The sequence below is a fragment of the Kribbella sp. WER1 genome, from assembly GCF_054189145.1.
The window spans coordinates 2566776-2586342 of record NZ_CM135186.1; the positions used below are offsets into that span (position 1 = coordinate 2566776).

21 protein-coding genes are annotated in these 19567 nt (G+C 69.5%); 9 read left to right on the top strand and 12 right to left on the bottom strand.

Features of this window, described 5'->3' with window-relative positions:
* The first annotated feature begins 26 nt into the window (after positions 1–26).
* Positions 27–977 (top strand): quinone oxidoreductase family protein, encoded by a 951-nt coding sequence (locus ACXJJ3_RS12525; RefSeq protein WP_458170170.1) that lies wholly within the window; start codon positions 27–29, stop codon positions 975–977.
* On the opposite strand, the gene ACXJJ3_RS12530 is transcribed toward ACXJJ3_RS12525, so the two are convergent.
* The 3 genes from ACXJJ3_RS12530 to ACXJJ3_RS12540 form a co-directional block, all read right to left on the bottom strand.
* Complete coding sequence (locus ACXJJ3_RS12530) at positions 967–2079, bottom strand: epoxide hydrolase family protein (RefSeq protein ID WP_458170171.1); 1113 nt, start codon at positions 2077–2079, stop codon at positions 967–969. The two genes, ACXJJ3_RS12525 and ACXJJ3_RS12530, sit on opposite strands and share 11 nt — an antisense overlap.
* Positions 2080–2107: 28 nt before the next feature.
* Positions 2108–2380, bottom strand: coding sequence for a hypothetical protein (locus tag ACXJJ3_RS12535; RefSeq protein ID WP_458170172.1), 273 nt, complete (start codon positions 2378–2380; stop codon positions 2108–2110).
* A 223-nt stretch (positions 2381–2603) separates the two neighbouring features.
* Entirely contained in the window at positions 2604–2876 is a 273-nt protein-coding gene (locus ACXJJ3_RS12540) for a DUF1905 domain-containing protein (protein ID WP_458170173.1), read from the bottom strand.
* A 66-nt stretch (positions 2877–2942) separates the two neighbouring features.
* Here ACXJJ3_RS12540 and ACXJJ3_RS12545 point away from each other — a divergent pair, with 66 nt between their 5' ends.
* Positions 2943–3461, top strand: a complete 519-nt coding sequence (locus ACXJJ3_RS12545) for an N-acetyltransferase family protein (RefSeq protein ID WP_458170174.1) — start codon at positions 2943–2945, stop codon at positions 3459–3461.
* Here ACXJJ3_RS12545 and ACXJJ3_RS12550 read toward each other — a convergent pair.
* Together ACXJJ3_RS12550 and ACXJJ3_RS12555 are read right to left on the bottom strand one after the other, a co-directional pair.
* The gene (locus ACXJJ3_RS12550) at positions 3415–4389 is read right to left on the bottom strand and encodes a cation diffusion facilitator family transporter (RefSeq protein WP_458170175.1); all 975 of its coding nucleotides are present in this window, start codon (positions 4387–4389) and stop codon (positions 3415–3417) included. The genes ACXJJ3_RS12545 and ACXJJ3_RS12550 overlap by 47 nt on opposite strands.
* Complete coding sequence (locus ACXJJ3_RS12555) at positions 4386–4805, bottom strand: ArsR/SmtB family transcription factor (RefSeq protein WP_458170176.1); 420 nt, start codon at positions 4803–4805, stop codon at positions 4386–4388. The genes ACXJJ3_RS12550 and ACXJJ3_RS12555 overlap by 4 nt, the downstream gene beginning before the upstream one ends.
* A gap of 47 nt (positions 4806–4852) precedes the next feature.
* Here ACXJJ3_RS12555 and ACXJJ3_RS12560 point away from each other — a divergent pair, with 47 nt between their 5' ends.
* Positions 4853–5368, top strand: a complete 516-nt coding sequence (locus ACXJJ3_RS12560; protein WP_458170177.1) for a mycothiol transferase — start codon at positions 4853–4855, stop codon at positions 5366–5368.
* On the opposite strand, the gene ACXJJ3_RS12565 is transcribed toward ACXJJ3_RS12560, so the two are convergent.
* The 6 genes from ACXJJ3_RS12565 to ACXJJ3_RS12590 form a co-directional block, all read right to left on the bottom strand.
* The gene (locus ACXJJ3_RS12565) at positions 5347–5979 is read right to left on the bottom strand and encodes a response regulator (protein WP_458170178.1); all 633 of its coding nucleotides are present in this window, start codon (positions 5977–5979) and stop codon (positions 5347–5349) included. The two genes, ACXJJ3_RS12560 and ACXJJ3_RS12565, sit on opposite strands and share 22 nt — an antisense overlap.
* Entirely contained in the window at positions 5976–7130 is a 1155-nt protein-coding gene (locus ACXJJ3_RS12570) for a sensor histidine kinase (protein ID WP_458170179.1), read from the bottom strand. The genes ACXJJ3_RS12565 and ACXJJ3_RS12570 overlap by 4 nt, the downstream gene beginning before the upstream one ends.
* 7 nt (positions 7131–7137) lie before the next feature.
* A complete protein-coding gene (locus tag ACXJJ3_RS12575) occupies positions 7138–7620 on the bottom strand; it encodes a hypothetical protein (protein WP_458170180.1) in 483 nt (160 codons plus the stop codon).
* Positions 7621–7737: 117 nt separating this feature from the next.
* Positions 7738–9336 carry an ABC-F family ATP-binding cassette domain-containing protein gene (locus ACXJJ3_RS12580; RefSeq protein ID WP_458170181.1) on the bottom strand — a complete coding sequence of 533 codons (1599 nt, stop codon included), beginning with the start codon at positions 9334–9336 and terminating at the stop codon, positions 7738–7740.
* A 116-nt stretch (positions 9337–9452) separates the two neighbouring features.
* The gene (locus tag ACXJJ3_RS12585) at positions 9453–10862 is read right to left on the bottom strand and encodes a HAMP domain-containing sensor histidine kinase (protein WP_458170182.1); all 1410 of its coding nucleotides are present in this window, start codon (positions 10860–10862) and stop codon (positions 9453–9455) included.
* Positions 10863–10864: 2 nt separating this feature from the next.
* Positions 10865–11548 (bottom strand): response regulator transcription factor, encoded by a 684-nt coding sequence (locus ACXJJ3_RS12590; protein ID WP_344191075.1) that lies wholly within the window; start codon positions 11546–11548, stop codon positions 10865–10867.
* 166 nt (positions 11549–11714) lie between these two features.
* Between ACXJJ3_RS12590 and ACXJJ3_RS12595 the strand changes: the two genes are divergently transcribed.
* The 6 genes from ACXJJ3_RS12595 to ACXJJ3_RS12620 all read left to right on the top strand — a co-directional run bounded on the left by ACXJJ3_RS12595 (position 11715) and on the right by ACXJJ3_RS12620 (position 18614).
* On the top strand, positions 11715–13502 hold the full coding sequence (locus tag ACXJJ3_RS12595) for an ABC transporter substrate-binding protein (RefSeq protein ID WP_458170183.1): 1788 nt from the start codon (positions 11715–11717) through the stop codon (positions 13500–13502).
* 4 nt (positions 13503–13506) lie between these two features.
* Complete coding sequence (locus tag ACXJJ3_RS12600) at positions 13507–14499, top strand: ABC transporter ATP-binding protein (RefSeq protein WP_458170184.1); 993 nt, start codon at positions 13507–13509, stop codon at positions 14497–14499.
* On the top strand, positions 14496–15512 hold the full coding sequence (locus ACXJJ3_RS12605; RefSeq protein WP_458170185.1) for an ABC transporter ATP-binding protein: 1017 nt from the start codon (positions 14496–14498) through the stop codon (positions 15510–15512). The genes ACXJJ3_RS12600 and ACXJJ3_RS12605 overlap by 4 nt, the downstream gene beginning before the upstream one ends.
* Before the next feature lie 115 nt (positions 15513–15627).
* The gene (locus ACXJJ3_RS12610) at positions 15628–16554 is read left to right on the top strand and encodes an ABC transporter permease (protein WP_458170186.1); all 927 of its coding nucleotides are present in this window, start codon (positions 15628–15630) and stop codon (positions 16552–16554) included.
* Between the two features lie 2 nt (positions 16555–16556).
* Positions 16557–17516 carry an ABC transporter permease gene (locus ACXJJ3_RS12615; RefSeq protein WP_458170187.1) on the top strand — a complete coding sequence of 320 codons (960 nt, stop codon included), beginning with the start codon at positions 16557–16559 and terminating at the stop codon, positions 17514–17516.
* Between the two features lie 111 nt (positions 17517–17627).
* A complete protein-coding gene (locus ACXJJ3_RS12620) occupies positions 17628–18614 on the top strand; it encodes a 2-dehydropantoate 2-reductase (protein WP_458170188.1) in 987 nt (328 codons plus the stop codon).
* On the opposite strand, the gene ACXJJ3_RS12625 is transcribed toward ACXJJ3_RS12620, so the two are convergent.
* Positions 18579–19487: a GNAT family N-acetyltransferase gene (locus ACXJJ3_RS12625; protein ID WP_458170189.1), complete on the bottom strand. Its 909-nt coding sequence runs from the start codon at positions 19485–19487 to the stop codon at positions 18579–18581. The genes ACXJJ3_RS12620 and ACXJJ3_RS12625 overlap by 36 nt on opposite strands.
* Between the last annotated feature and the right edge of the window lie 80 nt (positions 19488–19567).

The following is a 19567-nucleotide window of genomic DNA, read 5'->3' on the forward strand; positions in this document are numbered from 1 at the left end:
CCCAGTAGATCGGACAGGAACCCCATATGCGCGCGATCCAGGTCACCGAGTTCGGCGGCCCCGAGGTACTGGTCCCGGCCGAGCTCGAGCCGCCGATCGTGACGAAGGAGCAGCTGCTCGTCGAGGTCAGCGCCGCGGGCGTGAACTTCGCCGACACCCATCGCACGGACGGCACGTACCGCGGCGGCGTCACGTTGCCGTTCGTACCGGGGGTCGAGATCGTCGGGCGTACGACGACCGGCCGCCGGGTGCTGGCGCCGATCTTCGCGACCGGCGGCGGGTACGCCGAGTACGCGGTCGCGCCGAAGGACCGGGTCGTCGACGTACCGGACGGGGTCACCGACGGGCAGGCGCTCGCGCTGCTGATCCAGGGGCTGACGGCGTGGCACGTACTGCGGAAGAGCGCCCGGATGGACTGCGGCGATTCCGTCCTGGTGAACGCGGCCGCGGGTGGTGTCGGCTCGCTCGCGATCCAGCTGGCCAAGCACTTCGGGGCCGGCCGGGTGATCGCGGCGGCGTCGACGCCGGCGAAACGCGAGCTGGCGCTGGAACTCGGCGCCGATGTTGCCATCGACAACGACCTGGACGGCTACGTGGAACGGGTCCACAAGGCGGCGGGCGGTGGCGTCGACATCGTCCTGGATCCGACCGGCGGCCCGGCGACGCAGGCGGGGCTGGACTGCCTGACGGACTTCGGGCGGCTGGTGAACTACGGTAACGCCGGCCGCGACGGGCGGCCGCCGGTGGATCCGAGTGCGCTTGCCCAGCGCAACCTTTCGGTGGCCGGCTTCTGGCTGGTTCCGGCGATGGAGCTGGAGGGCATGTACGAGTTCCCGCTGACCGCGATGCTCGATCTGACCGCCCGCGGGCAGCTCCGCCCGTTGGTCGGCGCCGAGTACCCGCTGGAGGAGGCCCGCCGTTCGCACGAGGACCTGCTCGGGCGGCGGAGTACCGGCAAGCTGATCCTCAGGCCCTGAAGAAGGCGCGGATGTCCGCGGCCAGCACCTCCGGCTGCTCGAGCGCCGCGAAGTGCCCGCCGTGCGGATGCGACGTCCAGCGGACGATGTTGTTGCTCTGCTCGGCCTTGTGCCGCAACGGGATGAAGTTCTCGTGCGCGAGATCGAGCAGCGCGGTCGGCGTCCGCGACGGCTCGGGCGGTTGACCCCAGTACGCCGCGTGCGCGCGCTCGTAGTAGATCGCGCCGGACGACCCGCCGGTCCGAGTGAGCCAGTACAGCATCACGTTCGTGAGCAGGATGTCCCGGTCGATCTCCCCGTCCGACCAGGTCGCGAACTTCTCCGCGATCCACGCGAGCTGCCCGACCGGCGAGTCCGTGAGCGCGTACCCGAGCGTCTGCGGCCGGGTCGACTGCAGGTCGGCGTACCCCTGCTGCTCGGTCGCGAACGACTGCTGCCGCCGCCACGACGCCCACGTCCGCTCCTGTTCTGCGGAAGACAGCCCGGCCAACTCCGCGGCGGAGGGCTCCGACGTCGCGCCCGCGCCGGGGATGAGATTCAGGTGTACGCCGAGCACCCGTCCGGGGTCGATCCGCCCGACCTCACGCGAGATCGCCGCGCCCCAGTCCCCGCCCTGGACGCCGTACCGCTCGTACCCGAGCCGCTCCGTCAACGTCATCCACGCGCGCGCCACCCGCTGGTACTCCCACCCTGCCTCCCGCGTCGGCCCGGACAACGTGAACCCCGGGATCGTCGGGAAGACCAGATGGAAGTCGCTCAGCAGCGGCGCGACGTCCGTGAATTCGACGATCGACCCGGGCCAGCCGTGCGTCATCACCAGCGGGATCGCGTCGGGCGACGTCGACGGGAGGTGCGCGAAGTGCACGGTCGCCCCGTCGATGACGGTCGTGTACTGCGGCCACGTGTTCAAGCGGGCTTCAGCCGCCCGCCAGTCGTACCCGTGCCGCCAGTACGCGACGAGATCCTGCAGGTACTCCAGCGGTACGCCGCGTGACCAGCCGGCGCCCGGTAGCTCCGACGGCCACCGCACCAGGTCCAAGCGGAGGCGCACGTCGTCCAGCTCGCTCTCCGGCACGTCCAGCCGGAACGGTTCGATCGTCACCGCGGCACTGTGCCACAGAACGCGCGGATCAGGCGGTGACTTTCTGCTGCGCCCGGTCGCTGAGCACCTTGACCGCGATCGCCCCGATCAGGCAGAGCACACCGGCGATGATGACCACCGTCGTCAGCGTGCTGGCACTGTTCAGCGCGTTGTCGCAGGACATCGGCGTGATCCCGCCGGCCGGCCGGAACGCCGAGCCGCAGCTCGTCCCGCCCGAAGAGACCGACCGGAACCCGAGCAGCGCGCCGACGAGCAGCAGCACCGCCCCGGCCGCGCCGAGCACCCTGTTCAGCGTGATCACGGCAAACCCGGATCCACCGATGTTGGGCACGCCAACGGCCTGCCTGCTGAGCCCCGTAGCACTTCGTTCACTCCTCTTCGTCGGACCACCCGATCCGAACTTACGGTCCGGCCGGAAGGATCCCCACCCCGAGCAGCGGGCCAGGACCGATTCTTCACACAGTCCTTACTCAGAACATGACCCGCTGTGACGGTGATCTCAGATCAAATGGAAGTGACTTCCATCAGAGACGCTCTTCCAGATGCACCGTGATCGGGTCCCCCGGCTGTTTGCCGAGCAGGTCCCGGAGGGCCCCCTTCACCGGCAGCTTGTGGGTCCCGTCACCGAGCGCCATGAACGAACTCTCGAACGGGTGCCCGTCCATCGTGCCGCGGACCTTGACCAGCCCGCGGGTCCCGAAGTACTCGGCCGACCCCGGCATCTGCACGTAGGTCCAGCCGCCCTTGGCGTCGCTCTTCAGCAGCGGCGCGGTGAACGTCTTGTCCAGCTTGCTCATCGTGAGCTCCTCTCTACACCACTGGGTAGAGACTGCCGTCGGGATTTCGACATTATTCTGTGGATCGTGCAGATTGCGATCCGGCGGGGCGGGCGGGGCGACGTACCGCCGGTTCTGGGTCTCCTCGACGGGGCGACGCAGTGGCTGGTCGCCCGGGGGCGGACCGGGCAGTGGGGTACGACGCCGCATTCGACCAGCCCGGCCCGGGTCGCGCAGGTGACCGGGTTCGCGGACGACGGCGAGCTGTGGGTCGCCGAGGCGGCGGGGCGGGTGGTCGGGGCGCTCGCGGTCGGTACGGCGCTGGACTACGTACCGCCCGCAGCCGAGCCGGAGGTGTACGTACGGCTGCTCGTCACCGACCGCGCCGCCGCCGGGCAGAACCTCGGCGGTCTGCTGCTCGACCACGCCCGCGACCTGGCCCGCGCGGGCGGGATCCGGCTGCTGCGGGTCGACTGCTTCGCGGGCGACGACCAGGCGCTCGTCCGGTACTACGAACGGCAGGGGTTCACGCGGGACGCCGAGTTCGCCGTACCGCGGGTCAATGGGCCGGACTGGCCGGGTCAGGTGCTGGCGCAGCGGTTGTAGCTGACCGGTGGACGGCGCCGTGCGAGTCGGCGCAGTGCTCCTCGGCGCGGCCCGCGGTGGCGTGGTCGACCTGGAGCGTGGAGTGCGTCAGATGGTGGCGCTCGGCAAGAACCTGCTCGATCCGGATCCGGATCTGGTGGCAGTCCAGCCCTTCCGCGACCAGGATGTGCGCGGACGCGGCCGGCTCGCCGGAGGTGATCTCCCAGACGTGCAGGTCGTGCACCTCGACGACTCCCTCCACCGCGCACAGCTCGGCGCCGAGGGCCTGCGGGTCGATCGCGGCCGGGGCCGCCTCGAGGAAGATCCGGCCGGAGTCGCGGACCAGTCCGATGCCGGCCTTCAGCATCAGTACGGCGACCACGAACGCGGCGATCGCGTCCGCGCGGGCGAAGCCGGTGGTCAGCACGACCAGACCGGCGATCGCGGTCGCGATGAACGCGAACAGGTCGTTGAGGATGTGCTGGAACGCACCCTCGACGTTCAGGCTGGAACGGTTCGCCTTGCTGATCAGCCAGGTGGCGAGGACGTTCACGACGATGCCGACCAGGCCGGTGATCAGGACGAGCGCGCCCTGGACCTCGGGCGGGTGGATCAGGCGGTTGATCGCCTCGTAGACGAAGTACGCGGCGAGGAGCAGGAGCGTGATGCCGTTCGCCTGGGCGGAGAGGATCTCCACGCGCTTGAAGCCGTACGTGAAGCCGCCGCGCGGGGGTTTCGCGGCGAGCCGGATCGCGAGCAGGGCGAGGGCGATCGCGATCGCGTCGGTGAGCATGTGGGCGGCGTCGGTCACCAGCGCCAGCGAGCCGGCCGCGAACCCGACGATCACCTCGGCGATCATGAAGCCGACGATCAGCGCGAGTGCGCCGCTGAGAAGCTTGCGGTCGGCGGCCGCGTTGACGGCGTGCCCGTGCCCGTGTCCCGCGCTCATGCGTCCGACCTTTCCGGGTGACCATCTTTTTCAGGATGAATGGCGTCCGTGTGCTCGGTGTGCGCGACGGCGAGGTCCAGCAGCATCCGCACGTGCGCGTCGTCGAGCCGGTAGAAGGCGTTCCGCCCGTCCCGCCGTACGGCGACCACGCGGTGCGCACGCAGCAGCCGGAGCGCGTGCGAGGTCGCGGACTCGCTCAGCCCGGTGATCGCGGCCAGATCGCAGACACACAGCTCCCCGTCGAGCAACGCCACCAGCAGCTTCAACCGCCGCGGATCCCCGAGCAGCCCGAACACGTCCGCCGTGTCGACGATGTCCTGCTCCCCCGGCATCCTGGCATCAACACTCGCCACCCGCTCCGGATCCACCAACCGCACGCTACACGCATCCTGCTGCACATCTGCAGAACTCTTCATATATTCACGGTAGAGCACGAACCCACCCGCAGGCAACACTGTCCGTCGTGACCGGTCATCCCGAAGTAGCCACCACCGAACGGCGCTCGCTCGAACAGTTCCTCGACACCCAGCGCGCCGGCGTACTGCGTACCCTCGACGAACTGACCGACGCCGAGGCGGCGTCCCGTCCACTCCCGGCGACCGATCTGACCGTCGGCGGAGTGGTCAAGCACCTGGCGGCCATGGAGGATCTGTGGTTCAGCCACAAGCTGCTCGACGTACCGTCGGCCGAGCCGTGGCGGTCGGCGCCGTTCGGGGAGGATCCCGACTGGGAGTTCCACTCTGCAGCGGGCGACACCGTGGCCGAGCTACGGGAGTTGTACGAGCAGGCGTGTGCTGCGAGTCGGGTGATTGCCGCGCGATTCGGGTCGCTGGACGAGCTTGCCGCGCGCGGGTCGTTCGGGGGGAAGTTGGTGAGTCTGCGGTGGATCTATCTGCACATGCTCGAGGAGATCGCACAGCATCGCGGGCACCTCGATCTGTTGACGGATGCGGTGCGTCAGGCGAGGCCCAGGCGGTAGGCGTAGGCGACGGCTTGGGCTCGGTCGCGGAGGTTGGCTTTGGCGAAGAGGTGGTTGATGTGGGTTTTGACGGTGGCTTCGCTGACGACCAGGTGGCGGGCGATCTCGGTGTTGGAGAGGCCTTCGGCGATCAGGCGGAGGACTTCGAGTTCGCGGGGCGTCAGGCCGGAGTCGGTGGGTGGTTTGGGGGCCGTGGTGGTGCCTTCGATGAGGCGGCGCTGGACGTCGGCGTCGAGGATCGATTGGCCGTCGGCGGCGGCTTCGAGGGCGCGGCCGATGGATTCGGCGTCGGCGTCCTTGGTGAGGAAGCCACGGGCGCCGGCCTTCAGCGCGCCCATCACCGAGTCGTCGTCGCTGTACGTCGTCAGCACCACGACCTCGGTCCGCGGGTGCTCCGTGCGGACGATCCGGGTCGCCTCGACGCCGTCCATGGTCGGCATCCGCAGATCCACCAGCAGTACGTCGGGGTCGTGCGCGGCAACCAGTTCGACCGCCTCCCGGCCGTCGGACGCGGCCGCGATCACGTCGATCCCGGGAAGCAGTTTCAGCAACGTGACCAGTCCGTCCCGGACGACGGTCTGGTCGTCCGCAACTACCACTCGCACACTCACGCAGGCACCTTCAGTTCGACCCGCCAGCCCGTCGATGTCGGGCCGGCCTCCAATGATCCGCCGACCAGGTCGGCACGTTCGCGCATCCCGAGCAGACCATAGCCGCCCGGAGCCGCCCGCTCCGGGCGTTCCGGCTGCTCGTCCTCCACGGTCAGCGCGACGGCGGCGCCGTACGTCAACCGCACCCGCACCGGCGCACCCGGCGCGTGCTTGCGGGTGTTGACCAGCGCCTCCTGCAATGTCCGGTACAGCGTGCTCATCACCTCCGCCGGCAGCTCCCGCTCAACACCGTCCACCTCGAGGACAGCAGAAGCCCCGCTCTCCAGCCGGTACGCCGTGACCAGGTCGCCGAGCGCCCGTACGTCGGGAACCGCGTCCTCCCGCAGCGCCGCGACCGCCCGCCGCGCCTCGGCCAGCCCTTCCGCGGCCAACCCCTGCGCCCGCGTCACCTGCTCGATCGCCTCCGCCGACGCCCCGTCCCGGACCAGCATCAGCCGCGCACCCTGCAGGCTCAGCGACAACCCGGCCAGCGAGTGCGCCAGTACGTCGTGCACGTCGCGGGCGATCCGCGCCCGTTCGGCCAGCGCCGCGGCCCGGCCGTGCTCCTCGATCGCGGCCTGCTTCCGGGCCAGCGACACCTCGAGCTCCTCCAGCTGCTGCTCCCGCGACCGCCGGTTGACCGCCGCGAGGGTCAGCGCGACCAGCCCGAACGCTGCCCCGATCGCGCCCGGGACCGAGCGCGTGGTGATGTACAGCGGCACGCTGACGCCGACGATGCTGACCGCGACGACGGCCCACTCCAGCCGCCCGGGCCGGAAGTACCGGACCGCGCCCCGGCTGGCCCAGTACGGGATCACGATCATCGCGCTGGCCGGCAACGCGTACCAGAGCAGGCATCCGGCCGCCGTGAACAGCAGCATGCCGTACCCGGCGAGGCCCGGCGGCTCGCCGTACTTCAGGCCGAACAGCGAGACGTTGCTGGCGACAACGATCACCCCGAGTACGACGACCGCCCAGAACGGCAGCCGCTGCTCGTCCTTCCCGCGCGCCGCGACCACCACCGAGATGATCGTGATCACGCCGGGCACCGCGCGCAGCAGCAGGCCAGGCACGGAGGAGTCCCGTACCTGGCCCGCCAGCGTCCAACTCATGCTCACATCATGCCCGCTGAGCGGCAAGCGGAGCGTTCATCGCGAGCGCCCGGCGGTAGACCATCGCGTTCTGCGCACCGATCGTGAGGCCGATGGTCAGCGCGATCGTCGCCTGGCCGACCGGGCTGTGCGGCCAGAGCGCGGCGGCGGCGATCGTCGTACCGATCCGGAGGCCGATGGTGACGAGCCAGAGCACCAGGGTCGCGGCGGTGCCCTTCTGGAACAGTCCTCGGTCGGTCGTGCTGAGCCGGATGGTGGCGCCCCGGGCGAAGCCCAGGCCGAGCAGTACGACGCATTCGAGCGCCAGGAAGGCGAGCTCGCCGGCGGTCGCGAGGTGCGCGACCGAGGAGAGCGAGAGCAGACCCACACCGAGCAGGATCGCGGGCATCAGCGCCAGGCCCTTGGGAGTGACCAGGGAGCCGGTCACCTGCCGGCCGATCACCCGTACCAGTACCAGCACGCCAATCAGGATTCCGAGAATGGCCGACATTTCCTGTTCCTTCCGAGGGGTTCGTTGTTGGTCACAACACTCCTCGGATTCACCCTCCGGAACGTCAGCCCGGAGGTGAGACCCGGGTGGATCCCGGGCCTCAACCCCAGGGTTGAGTCACGCCAGCGACACCAGGTCCAGGTAGTCGTCGGACCAGAGGTCTTCGGTGGCGTCGGGGAGGAGCAGGACGCGGTCGGGGCGCAGCGACTCGATGGCGCCCTCGTCGTGGGTGACCATCACGATGGCGCCCGGGTAGCTGCCGACCGCGCCGAGGACCTCGTCGCGGGAGGCCGGGTCGAGGTTGTTCGTCGGCTCGTCGAGCAGCAGCACGTTCGCGCTCGAGTGCACCAGGCCGGCCAGCGCCAGCCGGGTCTTCTCGCCGCCGGACAGCACCCCGGCCGGCTTGTCGACGTCGTCGCCGCTGAACAGGAACGACCCGAGCACGTTCCGCACCTCACCGTCGGTCAGACCGGGCGCAACCGCGGCCAGGTTCTGCCGTACGGTCCCGGCCAGGTCCAGTGTGTCGTGCTCCTGGGCGAAGTACCCGAGCCGCAGGCCGTGCCCGGGTACGACGCGACCGGCGTCCGGCTGTTCCCGGCCCGCGAGCAGCCGGAGCAGCGTGGTCTTGCCGGCACCGTTCAGCCCGAGGATGACGACCCGGCTGCCGCGGTCGACGGCCAGGTCGACGCCGTCCAGCACCTGGAGGGCGCCGTACGACTTCTTCAGGCCGACCGCGGACAGCGGCGTCCGCCCGGACGGCGCTGGCGCGGGCAGCCGGATCTTCGCGACCCGGGACGCCCGGCGGACCGGCTCGAGGTCCGAGAGCAGCTTGTCCGCGCGCCGGGCCATGTTCTTGGCCGCGACCGCCGTGTTCGCGCCGGCCTGCATCTTCAGCGCCTGCGTGTGCAGCGCGGCGGCCTTCCGTTCGGCGACCGCGCGTTCCCGCTGCCGCCGCCGCTCGTCCAGCTCCAGCTGTTCCAGGTACTTCGTCCAGCCGGTGTTGTGCAGGTCGATCGTCAGCCGCTGCGGGTCCAGGTGGAAGACCCGGTTGACCGTTGCCTTGAGCAACTCCCGGTCGTGGCTGATCACGATCAGGCCGCCCGTGTACCCGAGCAGGAACTGCCGCAGCCACAGCACCGAGTCGGCGTCCAGGTGGTTGGTCGGCTCGTCGAGCAGCAGCGTGTCGTGCTGCGCGAACAGGATCCGGGCCAGCTCGACGCGCCGGCGCTGCCCGCCGGACAGCTCGCCGATCGGCTGCTGCAGCGCCCGGTTCGGCAGGCCGACGCCGGCCGCCAGCCGGGCCGCCTCCGCCTCCGCGGCGTACCCGCCGCCTGCCTGGAACGCCGCCTCGGCCCGCGCGTACGCCGCCATCGCCTTCTCCTGCGCTTCGCCCACCGCCGTACTCATCGCGGTCTCGGCCGCGCGCAACCGGCGTACGGCGTCGTCGAGGCCGCGGGCGGACAGGATCCGGTCGGTGACGGTGATCGCGGGATCGGCGGCCCGCGGGTCCTGCGGCAGGTAGCCGATCGACCCGGTGACGGCGATCTGCCCGGCGGCCGGGCGGGCCTCGCCGGCCAGGGTCTTCATCAGCGTGGTCTTGCCGGCGCCGTTGCGGCCGACGAGCCCGACGCGGTCGCCCGCACCGACGGTGAACGAGAGGTCGGCCAGCAGCAGCTGAGCGGCGACGCGAATGTCAACACCGCGAACGGTGATCATGATGGTTACTCTCCGTGATTACTAGTAGACGCACTTCACCTGTGGGAGTGAGTGCGTCAGCTAGACACAGAGGCAAGTAGCCATGTGTCCACGGTAGCCGGAGCGGGCAACCGGCGTCAGCTGGTTTTCGCCGGCAGCTCGATCACGAACCGCGCGCCGCCGCCCGGACGCTCGGTGACCCGGATGGTTCCGTGGTGCCACTGGACGTGCCGGGCGACGATCGCCAGGCCGAGACCGACGCCGCGGCCGCGCCCGGACGTCTCGCCGCGGCCGAACCGCTCGAAGATCCGGGCCCGGTCCTCGACCGCGATCCCGGGGCCGGCATCGTCGACGGTAATCACCACGCCGAGGCCGCCGGTCCGGACACCGACGCCCTTGCAGCCGCCGGCGTGGTCCTCGGCGTTCTCGACCAGGTTCGCGACCACACGCTCCAACCGCCGCTTGTCGGCCTGCAGAGTGAGTCCCTCGGCCTCGTGCTCCACCTCGGTCACCTCGCGCCCGGCGGCCGCGTCGGCGGCGGCCCGGACCAGGTCGGCGATCCGGACGATCTCCCGGCTGCCCCGGTCGCCGCCGTCGTCGCGGGAGATCTCCAGCAGGTCGATCACCAGCCGCCGGAACCGGTCCAGGTCGTCGCCGAGCAGCTCGACCGGTTCCCGGACCGCGGCCGGCAGTTCGTCCTTGTGGTTCTGGATCAGCTGCATCGAGTTCAGCATCGTCATCAGCGGCGTCCGCAGTTCGTGGCTGACGTCGCCGGCGAACCGGGCGTCCGCCGCCACCCGGCGTTCCAGGTCCGCGGCGGTCTGGTTGAACGACCGCGCCAGCCCGCCCAGGTCCTTGTCGTTCTCGGCCTGCAGCCGGGCGTCCAGCTTGCCGCGGGCGACCGCATCCGCGACCCCGGCGAGCTCGGCCAGCGGCCGCAGCGCGACCGTACTGGCGAGCCGCCCGACCGCGAGGCCGACCAGCGTCGTGGCGACCGCCGCCGCGATCAGCGTGATCTTCAGCGTCTCCAGGGTCGCGTCCAGGGCCGAGAGCGGATGCCACTCGAAGAACGCGTCGCCCCGGACCGCCATCGGTACGGCGACCGCGAGCACCGGCTGGCCGCCGACCTCGATCCGGCTCTGCATCGCCGTACCGCCGATCGCGGACTGGATCATGTCCGGCGGCAGGTCCGACGGTTTGCCGGTCATCGCGTACCAATGGCTGTCCAGGTAGAGCATCGAGGCCGCGGCGTCGGTGGACGGCAGGCTGTTCAGGATGCTCATCGGGGAAACGCCGGGCTGCAGCGTCGGAGTCGGGCACTCGACATGTTCGCGGGCCGGCTGACACGCCTTCGGGGTGCCGTACAGCCCGAAGCGGAGGGCCGCCGCGTTGTCCTCGGTGGTGAACTTCGCCGACTCCTCACGCTGCTGCGTCAGGTAGTCCGAGACCACGCCCCAGGTGACCATCGCCAGTACGGCGGACAGTCCGAGGGCGAGCAGGCCGTACGCCAGCATCACCCGGCCCCGGAGGGTGACTCGTCCCAGCAAGGTCAGCTCACCAGTCGGTAGCCCAGGCCGCGGGCGGTGACGAGGTGCTTCGGGCTGGCCGGGTCGCGCTCGATCTTCAGCCGCAGCCGCCGGACGTGGACATCGACGATCCGGCTGTCCCCGAAGTACCCGTAGCCCCAGACCTTCGAAAGCAGCTGTTCGCGGCTGAGCACCTTGCCCTCGGCACCGGCCAGCTCGGCGAGCAGCTTGAACTCGGTCCGGGTCAGCGGCAGCACCTCGCCGTCCCGCGTCACCTCGGCCCCCGGGACGTCGATCCGCAGGTCGCCGACCTCGAGCAGGTCCGCCTGCCGCGCGTTGGCCGGCTCCACCCGGCGCAGCAGGGCCCGGATCCGGGCCGACAACTCCTTGGCAACAAGTGGTTTCGTGACGTAGTCGTCGGCGCCCGCCTCCAGGCCCGCGACCACGTCGTGGCTGTCGGTGCGGGCGGTCACCATGATCACCGGGACGTCGCTGGAGCGGCGGATCTCCCGGCAGACCGTGAAACCGTCCCGGTCCGGCAGCATCAGGTCCAGCAGCACCACGTCCGGCGGTTCCCGGCGCAGGGCGGCCAGCGCGTCGTACCCGTTCGCGGCCTCGGCGACCTCGTACCCTTCGTCCTCCAGGGCAAGGCGCAGTACCCGCCGGATCCGCGGTTCGTCATCGACCAACAGCAGGCTGTGTGCCACAGACCCAGTGTGGCGCACCGGTGGGCGAACCGCCGGTAACGGTTGTCATGAACCCGTCATGTTCGGGCGGGCCGCCGGTGACAACTCCTTGACGCTTGCGTGACCGGGGTTCCGGCCGGATCCGGAAGTCCTAGCTTCGGCCGTATCGAGTCCCGGAGGAGGACCAATGGCCAGAAGACGGCTGGCGGCAGTAACCCTTGCCGCCGTGGCGAGCATCACGCTCGCGGCTTGCAGCAACGGCGGGAACACACCGTCCGGATCCAGTACGGCCGGTACCCCGGTCACCGGCGGCACCCTGAACATGCTGGGGACCGGCGACGTCGACTACATGGATCCCAACGTGAGCTACTACTCGATCGGGTACCTGAACCTGCGGATGTGGAGCCGTCAGTTGTTCACCTATCCGGCCGATCCCGGTAGTGACAACACCAAGCCGGTGGCCGACCTGGCCACGGACATCCCGACCGCGGCGAACGGCGGGATCAGCTCCGACGGCCTGACCTACACGATCAAGATCCGCCCGGGCGCCAAGTGGGACACCACCCCGGCCCGGCAGGTGACCGCGGCCGACCTGGTCCGTGGCGTCAAGCGGACCGCGAACCCGCAGCAGCCGTTCGGCGGCATCCCGGACTTCGCGAACCTGATCGTCGGGTACAAGGCGTTCGCGGACGGTTTCGCGAAGGCACCGAAGACGGTCGCCGGGATCAAGGACTACATCGAGAAGACGCCGCTGCCGGGCGTGGTCGCCAAGGACGACACGACCGTGGTCTTCCACCTCACGCAGCCGGCCACGTACTTCGTCGACATGCTGACGCTGCCGGCCTTCTCGCCGGCGCCGGTCGAGTCGCTGAACTACCTGCCGGCCAGCACCGAACTCGGGAACCACTTCCCGTCCGACGGCCCGTACAAGGTCGACTCGTGGGTTCCGACCAAGTCGATCACGTACTCCCGCAACCCCGCCTGGGACGCCGCCTCCGACCCGGTCCGCAAGGCGTACGTGGACAAGATCGTCGTCAACGAGACGGTCAGCCAGGACTCGATCCAGCAACAGCTGCAGACCGGGACCCCGACCGCCGACATGGAGTTCGACTCCGGCCCGCCGCCGTCGCAGCTGCCGGCCCTGATCGCGAAGAAGGACCCGAACCTGAACCTGGGCCTGACCGCGTCCAGCAACCCGTACGTCGTCTACAACACCGCGTCGCCGAACAACAACAAGGCGCTCGCGAACGTGAAGGTGCGGCAGGCGATCAGCTACGCGATCAACCGCTCCAACGTCCTCCAGGTGCTCGGCGGCCCGACCATCAACCCGCCGCTGACCCAGGTCCTGCCCGACAACATCGTCGGCTCCAAGAAGAACGATCCGTATCCGTACAACCCGGACAAGGCCAAGCAGATGCTGGCCGCGGCCGGCTTCCCGAGCCTGACCCTGAAGTTCCTGTACCGCAACGCCTCCGAGGGCAGCAGCAAGGCCTTCCAGACGATCCAGCAGGACCTGTCGAAGGTCGGGATCAAGGTCGTCGGCGTACCGTCGCCGAACGCGGACTTCTACGTGAAGTACCTGCAGGTGCCGACCGTCGCGCAGCGCGGCGTGTGGGACCTGTCGCTGGCCGGCTGGGGCGCTGACTGGTACGGCAACGCGGCGCTGTCGTTCTTCAACCCGCTGTTCTCCGGCGCGCCGTCGTTCCCGCCGATCGGCAGCAACTTCGGCCTGTACAACAGCCCGACAACGAACAGCATGATCGACCAGGCCATCAAGGCGCCGACCGAGGACCAGGCGGCCACGCTGTGGGCGAAGGCCGACGCACAGGTGATGGCCGACGCGCCGTTCTTCCCGCTGACCAACCCGAAGAACCCGAACTACCACGCGGCGCAGGTGCACAACGCGAACTACGTCCCGGCGATCCAGAACTTCGACCCGACGAACGTGTGGATCGACAAGGACAAGCAGGGCTGACCTCATGGCTCTGCTGGAAGTAAGGGACCTCAAGGTCTCCTTCGACACCCCGGACGGCACCGTCCGTGCCGTCCGGGGGTTGTCGTACGACGTGGAAGCCGGCCAGACCCTCGCCGTGGTGGGTGAGTCCGGATCCGGGAAGAGCGTCTCCACCCAGACCATCACCGGCCTCACCCGGGGCGCCAAGGTGTCCGGTACGGCGTACTTCGACGGGACTGATCTGATCAGCGCCGACGAACGCACGCTGCGCCGGTTGCGCGGCGCCCAGATCGGGATGATCTTCCAGGACCCGCTGTCCAGCCTGCACCCGCAGTACCGGGTCGGCTGGCAGATCGTCGAGATGATCCGGGCGCACGACCTGGAGATCAGCAAGCAGGCGGCCCGGAAGCGGGCCGCCGAACTGCTCACGCTGGTCGGCATCCCGCGGGCGGCGGACCGGATCGACGACTACCCGCACCAGTTCTCCGGCGGGATGCGGCAACGGGTGATGATCGCGATGGCGATGGCGCTCGACCCGGCGCTGCTGATCGCGGACGAGCCGACCACCGCACTGGACGTGACCGTGCAGGCCCAGGTGCTGAACGTGATGCGCCGGCTGCAGGAACAGTTCGGTACCGCGATCATCCTGATCACCCACGACCTCGGCGTGGTGGCCGAGATGGCCGACGAGGTGGTGGTGATGTACGCCGGGTCGGTGATGGAACGGGCACCGCGCCGCGACATCTTCTACCGCAACCACCACCCGTACACGCAGGGGCTGCTGGCCTCGCTGCCGGCCCGCAGCGGCGACCGGTTGACCCCGATCCCGGGGACACCGCCGAGCCTGATCAACCTGCCCAAGGGGTGCCCGTTCGCGGCCCGCTGCCCGCACGTGTTCGAGAAGTGCTCGGAACCGCCGCCGCTGCTGAACGTCGGCGGCGACTTCCGGCACCAGTCGGCCTGCTGGCTCCCCCACCACGCCGACCAGGCGGCAGACGACGAGGCGGTGGCATCGTGAACGACGAAGTACTACTCAAGGTGGACGACGTCCGCAAGGAGTTCCCGACCCACTCCAAGGAGGTGGTCCAGGCCGTTGCCGGCGTCTCGCTCGAGGTACACAAGGGCGAGACGCTCGGACTGGTCGGCGAAACCGGCTGCGGCAAGTCCACGCTGGCCCGGTGCATGGCGCACCTGTACGACGTGACGTCGGGGTCGGTGTGGTTCGAGGGCAAGGAAATCACCAAGCTGTCCCGGAAGGCGATGCAGCCGTTGCGCCGCGACGTCCAGGTGATCTTCCAGGACCCGTACGGATCGCTGAACCCGCGCCGCCGGGTCGGCTCGATCATCGGCGACCCGTTCGCCATCCACAAGATTGCTTCCGGTAACGAACGGAAGAAGAAGGTCCAGGAGCTGATGGAGCTGGTCGGGCTGAACCCCGAGCACTACAACAGGTTCCCGGCCGAGTTCTCCGGTGGCCAGCGGCAACGGATCGGGGTGGCCCGGGCGCTCGCGCTGCGGCCGAAGCTGGTGATCTGCGACGAACCGGTGTCGGCGCTGGACGTGTCGATCCAGGCGCAGATCATCAACCTGCTCTCGGACCTGCAGCAGGAACTGAACCTGACCTACGTCTTCATCACCCACGACCTGTCCGTGGTCCGGCACGTCAGCGACCGGATCGCGGTGATGTACCTGGGAAAGATCGTCGAGCTCGCGACGACGGCCGAACTGTTCGGGCAGACCCGGCATCCGTACACCCGGGCGTTGCTGTCGGCGCTGCCGGTGGCCGACCCGGACACCGCCGACAGCCGCGAACAGATCATTCTCGGCGGGGACATCCCGGCCGCGACGAACCCGCCGGAGGGGTGCAGGTTCCACACGCGGTGCCCGAAGGCCAAGCTCGACTGCGCGGCCGAAGTACCACCGCTGGAGCCGGTGCTCGACGACGGGCCCGACCACCGGACCGCCTGTTTCTACCCGTTGACGGTGGGCGAGGACCTGTCCACCGCAGTACCCGATTTGAAGGCATCATGACTGTGCATATGCCGCGACTCCGTCGCGGCGGGTCATGGGGCTCGACCTCCCGGTCTTCCCTCGTCGCTCCACTCGCTTCGCTCCCTCCGCTCCTCAGTCCAGACCGGGAGGCCCCATGACCGCCGCCATCGAGATGGTCGATGTTGTCGATGAGCCCAGAGCCATCGAAGGGCGCAGCCCGTTCTCGCTCGCGATGCGGCGGCTGCGCAGGGACAAGGTCGCGATGATCTCGCTGGCCGTGATCCTGCTGATCGTGCTGATGGCGCTGCTGGCCCCGCTGTTCGCGGCGGTCACCGGGCATCCGCCGAACGAGCAGTACCGCTCCATCGGGCTCACCCCGGACGGGTTGCCGCGCGGGCCGAACAGCACGTTCTGGCTCGGCACCGACGACCTCGGCCGGGACATCCTGGTGCGGATCGCCTACGGCGCCCGCATCTCACTGCTGGTCGGCGTGATCGCGACCGCGATCACAGTCGCGATCGGGGTCGTGCTGGGTCTCGCGGCGGGGTTCCTCGGGGGGATCACCGACACGATCCTGGCACGGCTGATCGACGTGGTGCTGTCGGTACCGTTCCTGCTGGTCGCGATCGCGCTGGTGTCCGTGACCGGGCCCAGCCTGACCGTGACGGTGCTGGTGATCGGCTGCTTCAGCTGGGCGTCCGTGGCCCGGATCGTCCGCGGCCAGGTGCTGTCGATCCGGGAACGCGAGTACGTCGAAGCGGCCCGGTCACTCGGCGCCGGCGACGGCCGGATCATGTACGTCGACGTGCTGCCGAACGTGATCGCGCCGGTGATCGTGTACACGACGTTGCTGATCCCGGTCGTGATCGTCACCCAGGCGACACTGTCGTTCCTCGGGCTCGGACTGCCGCCGCCAACGGCCGACTGGGGCGGGATGATCAGCGAGTCGCAGAACTACTACACGACCGCCTGGTGGTTCATCCTGTTCCCCGGTCTGGCGCTGCTGATCACCACGCTCGCCTTCAACCTCTTCGGTGACGGGGTCCGGGACGCCTTCGACCCCCGCGCGGATCGGAGCTGACCATGGCGATGTTCCTCCTACGACGGCTCGGTCACGGGATCCTGGTCCTGTGGCTGATCAGCGTCGCGGTGTTCGGACTGTTCTTCGTTGCCCCAAGCAACGTCGCGCAGACGCTCGCGGGCCGGCAGGGGACGCCGGAGACGATCGCGCTGATCAAGCACCGGCTGGGCCTGGACCTGCCGGTCTGGCACCAGTACCTGAATTTCCTCGGCAACGCACTGAAGGGGAACCTCGGGTACGACTACTACCACCAGGTGCCGGTGACAACGATCATCGGGCAGGCACTGCCGGTGACGATCTCGCTGGCACTCGGCGCGTCCGTCCTGTGGCTGCTGCTGGGCGTGTTCAACGGCGTCGTCTCGGCGGTGCACCCACGGTCGCTGGCCGACCGCGGGCTGACGTTGTTCTCGCTGTTCTTCTACTCGTTCCCGTCGTTCCTGCTCGGCCTGCTGCTGTTGTACTTCCTGTACTTCCGCCTCACGCTGGCCGGTTTCCACTGGTTCCCGGCCGGCGGGTACTCGCCGCTGACCGGCGGGTTCGGGACCTGGTTCCAGCACCTGTTCCTGCCCTGGATCGCGCTCGCACTGTTGCTGGCAGCAACGTACACCCGGTTGACCCGGGCCTCGATGCTGGACGTGCTCGGCGAGGACTACATCCGGACCGCGCGCTCCAAGGGCATCCGCGAGAACCGGGTGATCTACGTCCACGGCCTGCGCAGCGCGCTGACGCCGGTGGTCACGCAGTTCGGCATCGACCTCGGGCAGCTGGTCGGCGGCGTGGTCGTCACCGAGACCGTGTTCAGCCTGCCGGGCCTGGGGCAGACCGCGGTGGTGGCGATCAACCAGCAGGACCTGCCGGTGATCATCGGCATCGTCCTGTTCGCCTCGGCCGCGGTGGTCGTCGCGAACATCCTGGTCGACATCGGGTACGCCGTCCTCGATCCCCGGGTACGGCTGCACTGAGGTCAACCTGGGTGTGCGGAAGGACAGGAGGTAGTGGCCCCGTTCGGCCCGCCGGAACGTGCTAATACGGATTGGCTGCTACTACCTCCGGTCCTTCGGTACGTTGTTCTCATGATCGCGGTCTATGGAGCGGGCGGGATCGGCTGCTACGTGGGCGGCCGGCTCGCGGCGACCGGCGCGGCGGTGACGTTCGTCGGGCGGCCTCGGGTGGCAGCGGAGGTGGCGGCGCACGGGTTGCGGTTGACGGACTATCTGGGCGCCGACCTTCGGGTTTCCGAGGTGGCTTTCGCGACGTCGCCTGAGGCTGCCGCGGGGGCGGACCTTGTCTTGGTGACGGTGAAGTCGGCGGCTACTGCACAGGCTGCGGAGGAACTGGCCGAGGTGCTGGCGCCGGGTGCGGTGGTGGTGAGCTTCCAGAACGGCGTGCGGAACGCCGAGGTGCTGCGGTCGCGGTTGCCTGGGCGAGTGGTCGGCGGGATGGTGCCGTTCAACGTGCTGAACCGGGGCGGCGGCGTGTTCCACCAGGGCACCGAGGGGAAGCTCGACGTCCAGCGGGATCCGGCGCTTGCGCAGTATTCGGAGGCTTTCGAGCGGGCGGGGCTGCCGCTCACCCAGCACGACGACATCCTGCCGGTGCAGTGGTCGAAGCTGCTGCTCAACCTCAACAACCCGATCAACGCGCTGTCGAACCTGCCGTTGCGCGACGAGCTCTCGCAACGCGCGTACCGCCGCTGCCTCGCCGCCGCGCAGGCCGAGGCGCTCGAACTGCTCGCCGCGGCCGGGATCCGCCCGGCCCAACTCCTCGCGGTCCCGATGGAACGTTTCCCGTCCGTACTGCGGTTGCCGGACTTCCTGTTCCGCCGGCTCGCGGCCAAGGTGCTGGCCGTCGACCCGCTGGCCCGGACGTCGATGTGGGAGGACCTCGAGGCGGGCCGCCCGACCGAGATCGACTACCTGAACGGCGAGGTGGTCCGGCTCGCGACGTCGCTCGACCGGACCGCACCGGTCAACGCCCGGCTGGTCGCACTGATCCGGGAGGCCGAGACCGCGCGGCGTTCCTGGTCAGGACCCGAGCTGTTCCGGGAACTCCAGCGGTAGCTCTGCACGAACGTTCACGCTCACGGTCCGGTACGTGAAACCAAGGTGCTCGTTCAGGCGCCGCATGTTCTCGTTGCCTTCCTGGGTCCAGGTGTAGATCTCGGTGATGCCGTGCTCGGCCGCCCACGCCATGCTGGTCCGCTTGAGCGTCGACGCCACCCCTTTCCCCCGCCAGTCCGGCCGGACGGCGGTGTACCCGACCTCGGCCCGCTCGGGTACGTCGGTGTCGAGCCACAGCCCGGCGACACCGATCACCTCGTCGCCGGCCACGGCCAGGAACATCGAGGCCGGATCGTTGATCCACTCCGTCGCCCACTCCTGCGCCGTCACGTGCATCGGCGAGGTGGTGTCGAGATCCGGGAGCGTCGGGACCGCAACCTGCTCGTACGCCGCGGCCCACAGCTCGGGCCGCTCCGCGACCGGTACGACGGCGTACTCGGGCGGGACCACCGGCCAGGGCTCGTCCGCAATCCGGCGTACCTGCTCGACCTGGCGGAGGAACTCGGTGAACCCGAAGCGCTTCGCGAACGCCAGCGAACCGTCGTCGTCGATCGCGCACCCGGCGATCGTGAAGCCCTGCTCCGCCGCGTGTTCGGTCAGCACCCGCAGCAGCGCGGTGCCGACGCCCTGCCGGCGGGCGTCGGGGTGGACCCGCGCGATCACGGAAGCGCGGTCCGCCTCGTTCGAGCGGTCGGAGTTGCCGTGCGCCACCACCTGGCCGTCCAGCTCCGCGAGCAGCATCAGCCGCTGCGGCGTGTGCGCCTTCCGGAGCTCGGCGACACTTGGCGCGCGCTCGTACGGCAGGGCCGCGAGGCGCACCCGGCGCCAGGCCTCGTAGTCGGCGTCGGTCTCGACGGGCCGGATCCGGATCACCTGGTCATTAGGCGGTCCAACAGCCGGGAACGCCCAATGAATTTCAAACTATGAGACCAGTCGTCTCGTATGATGGCAAC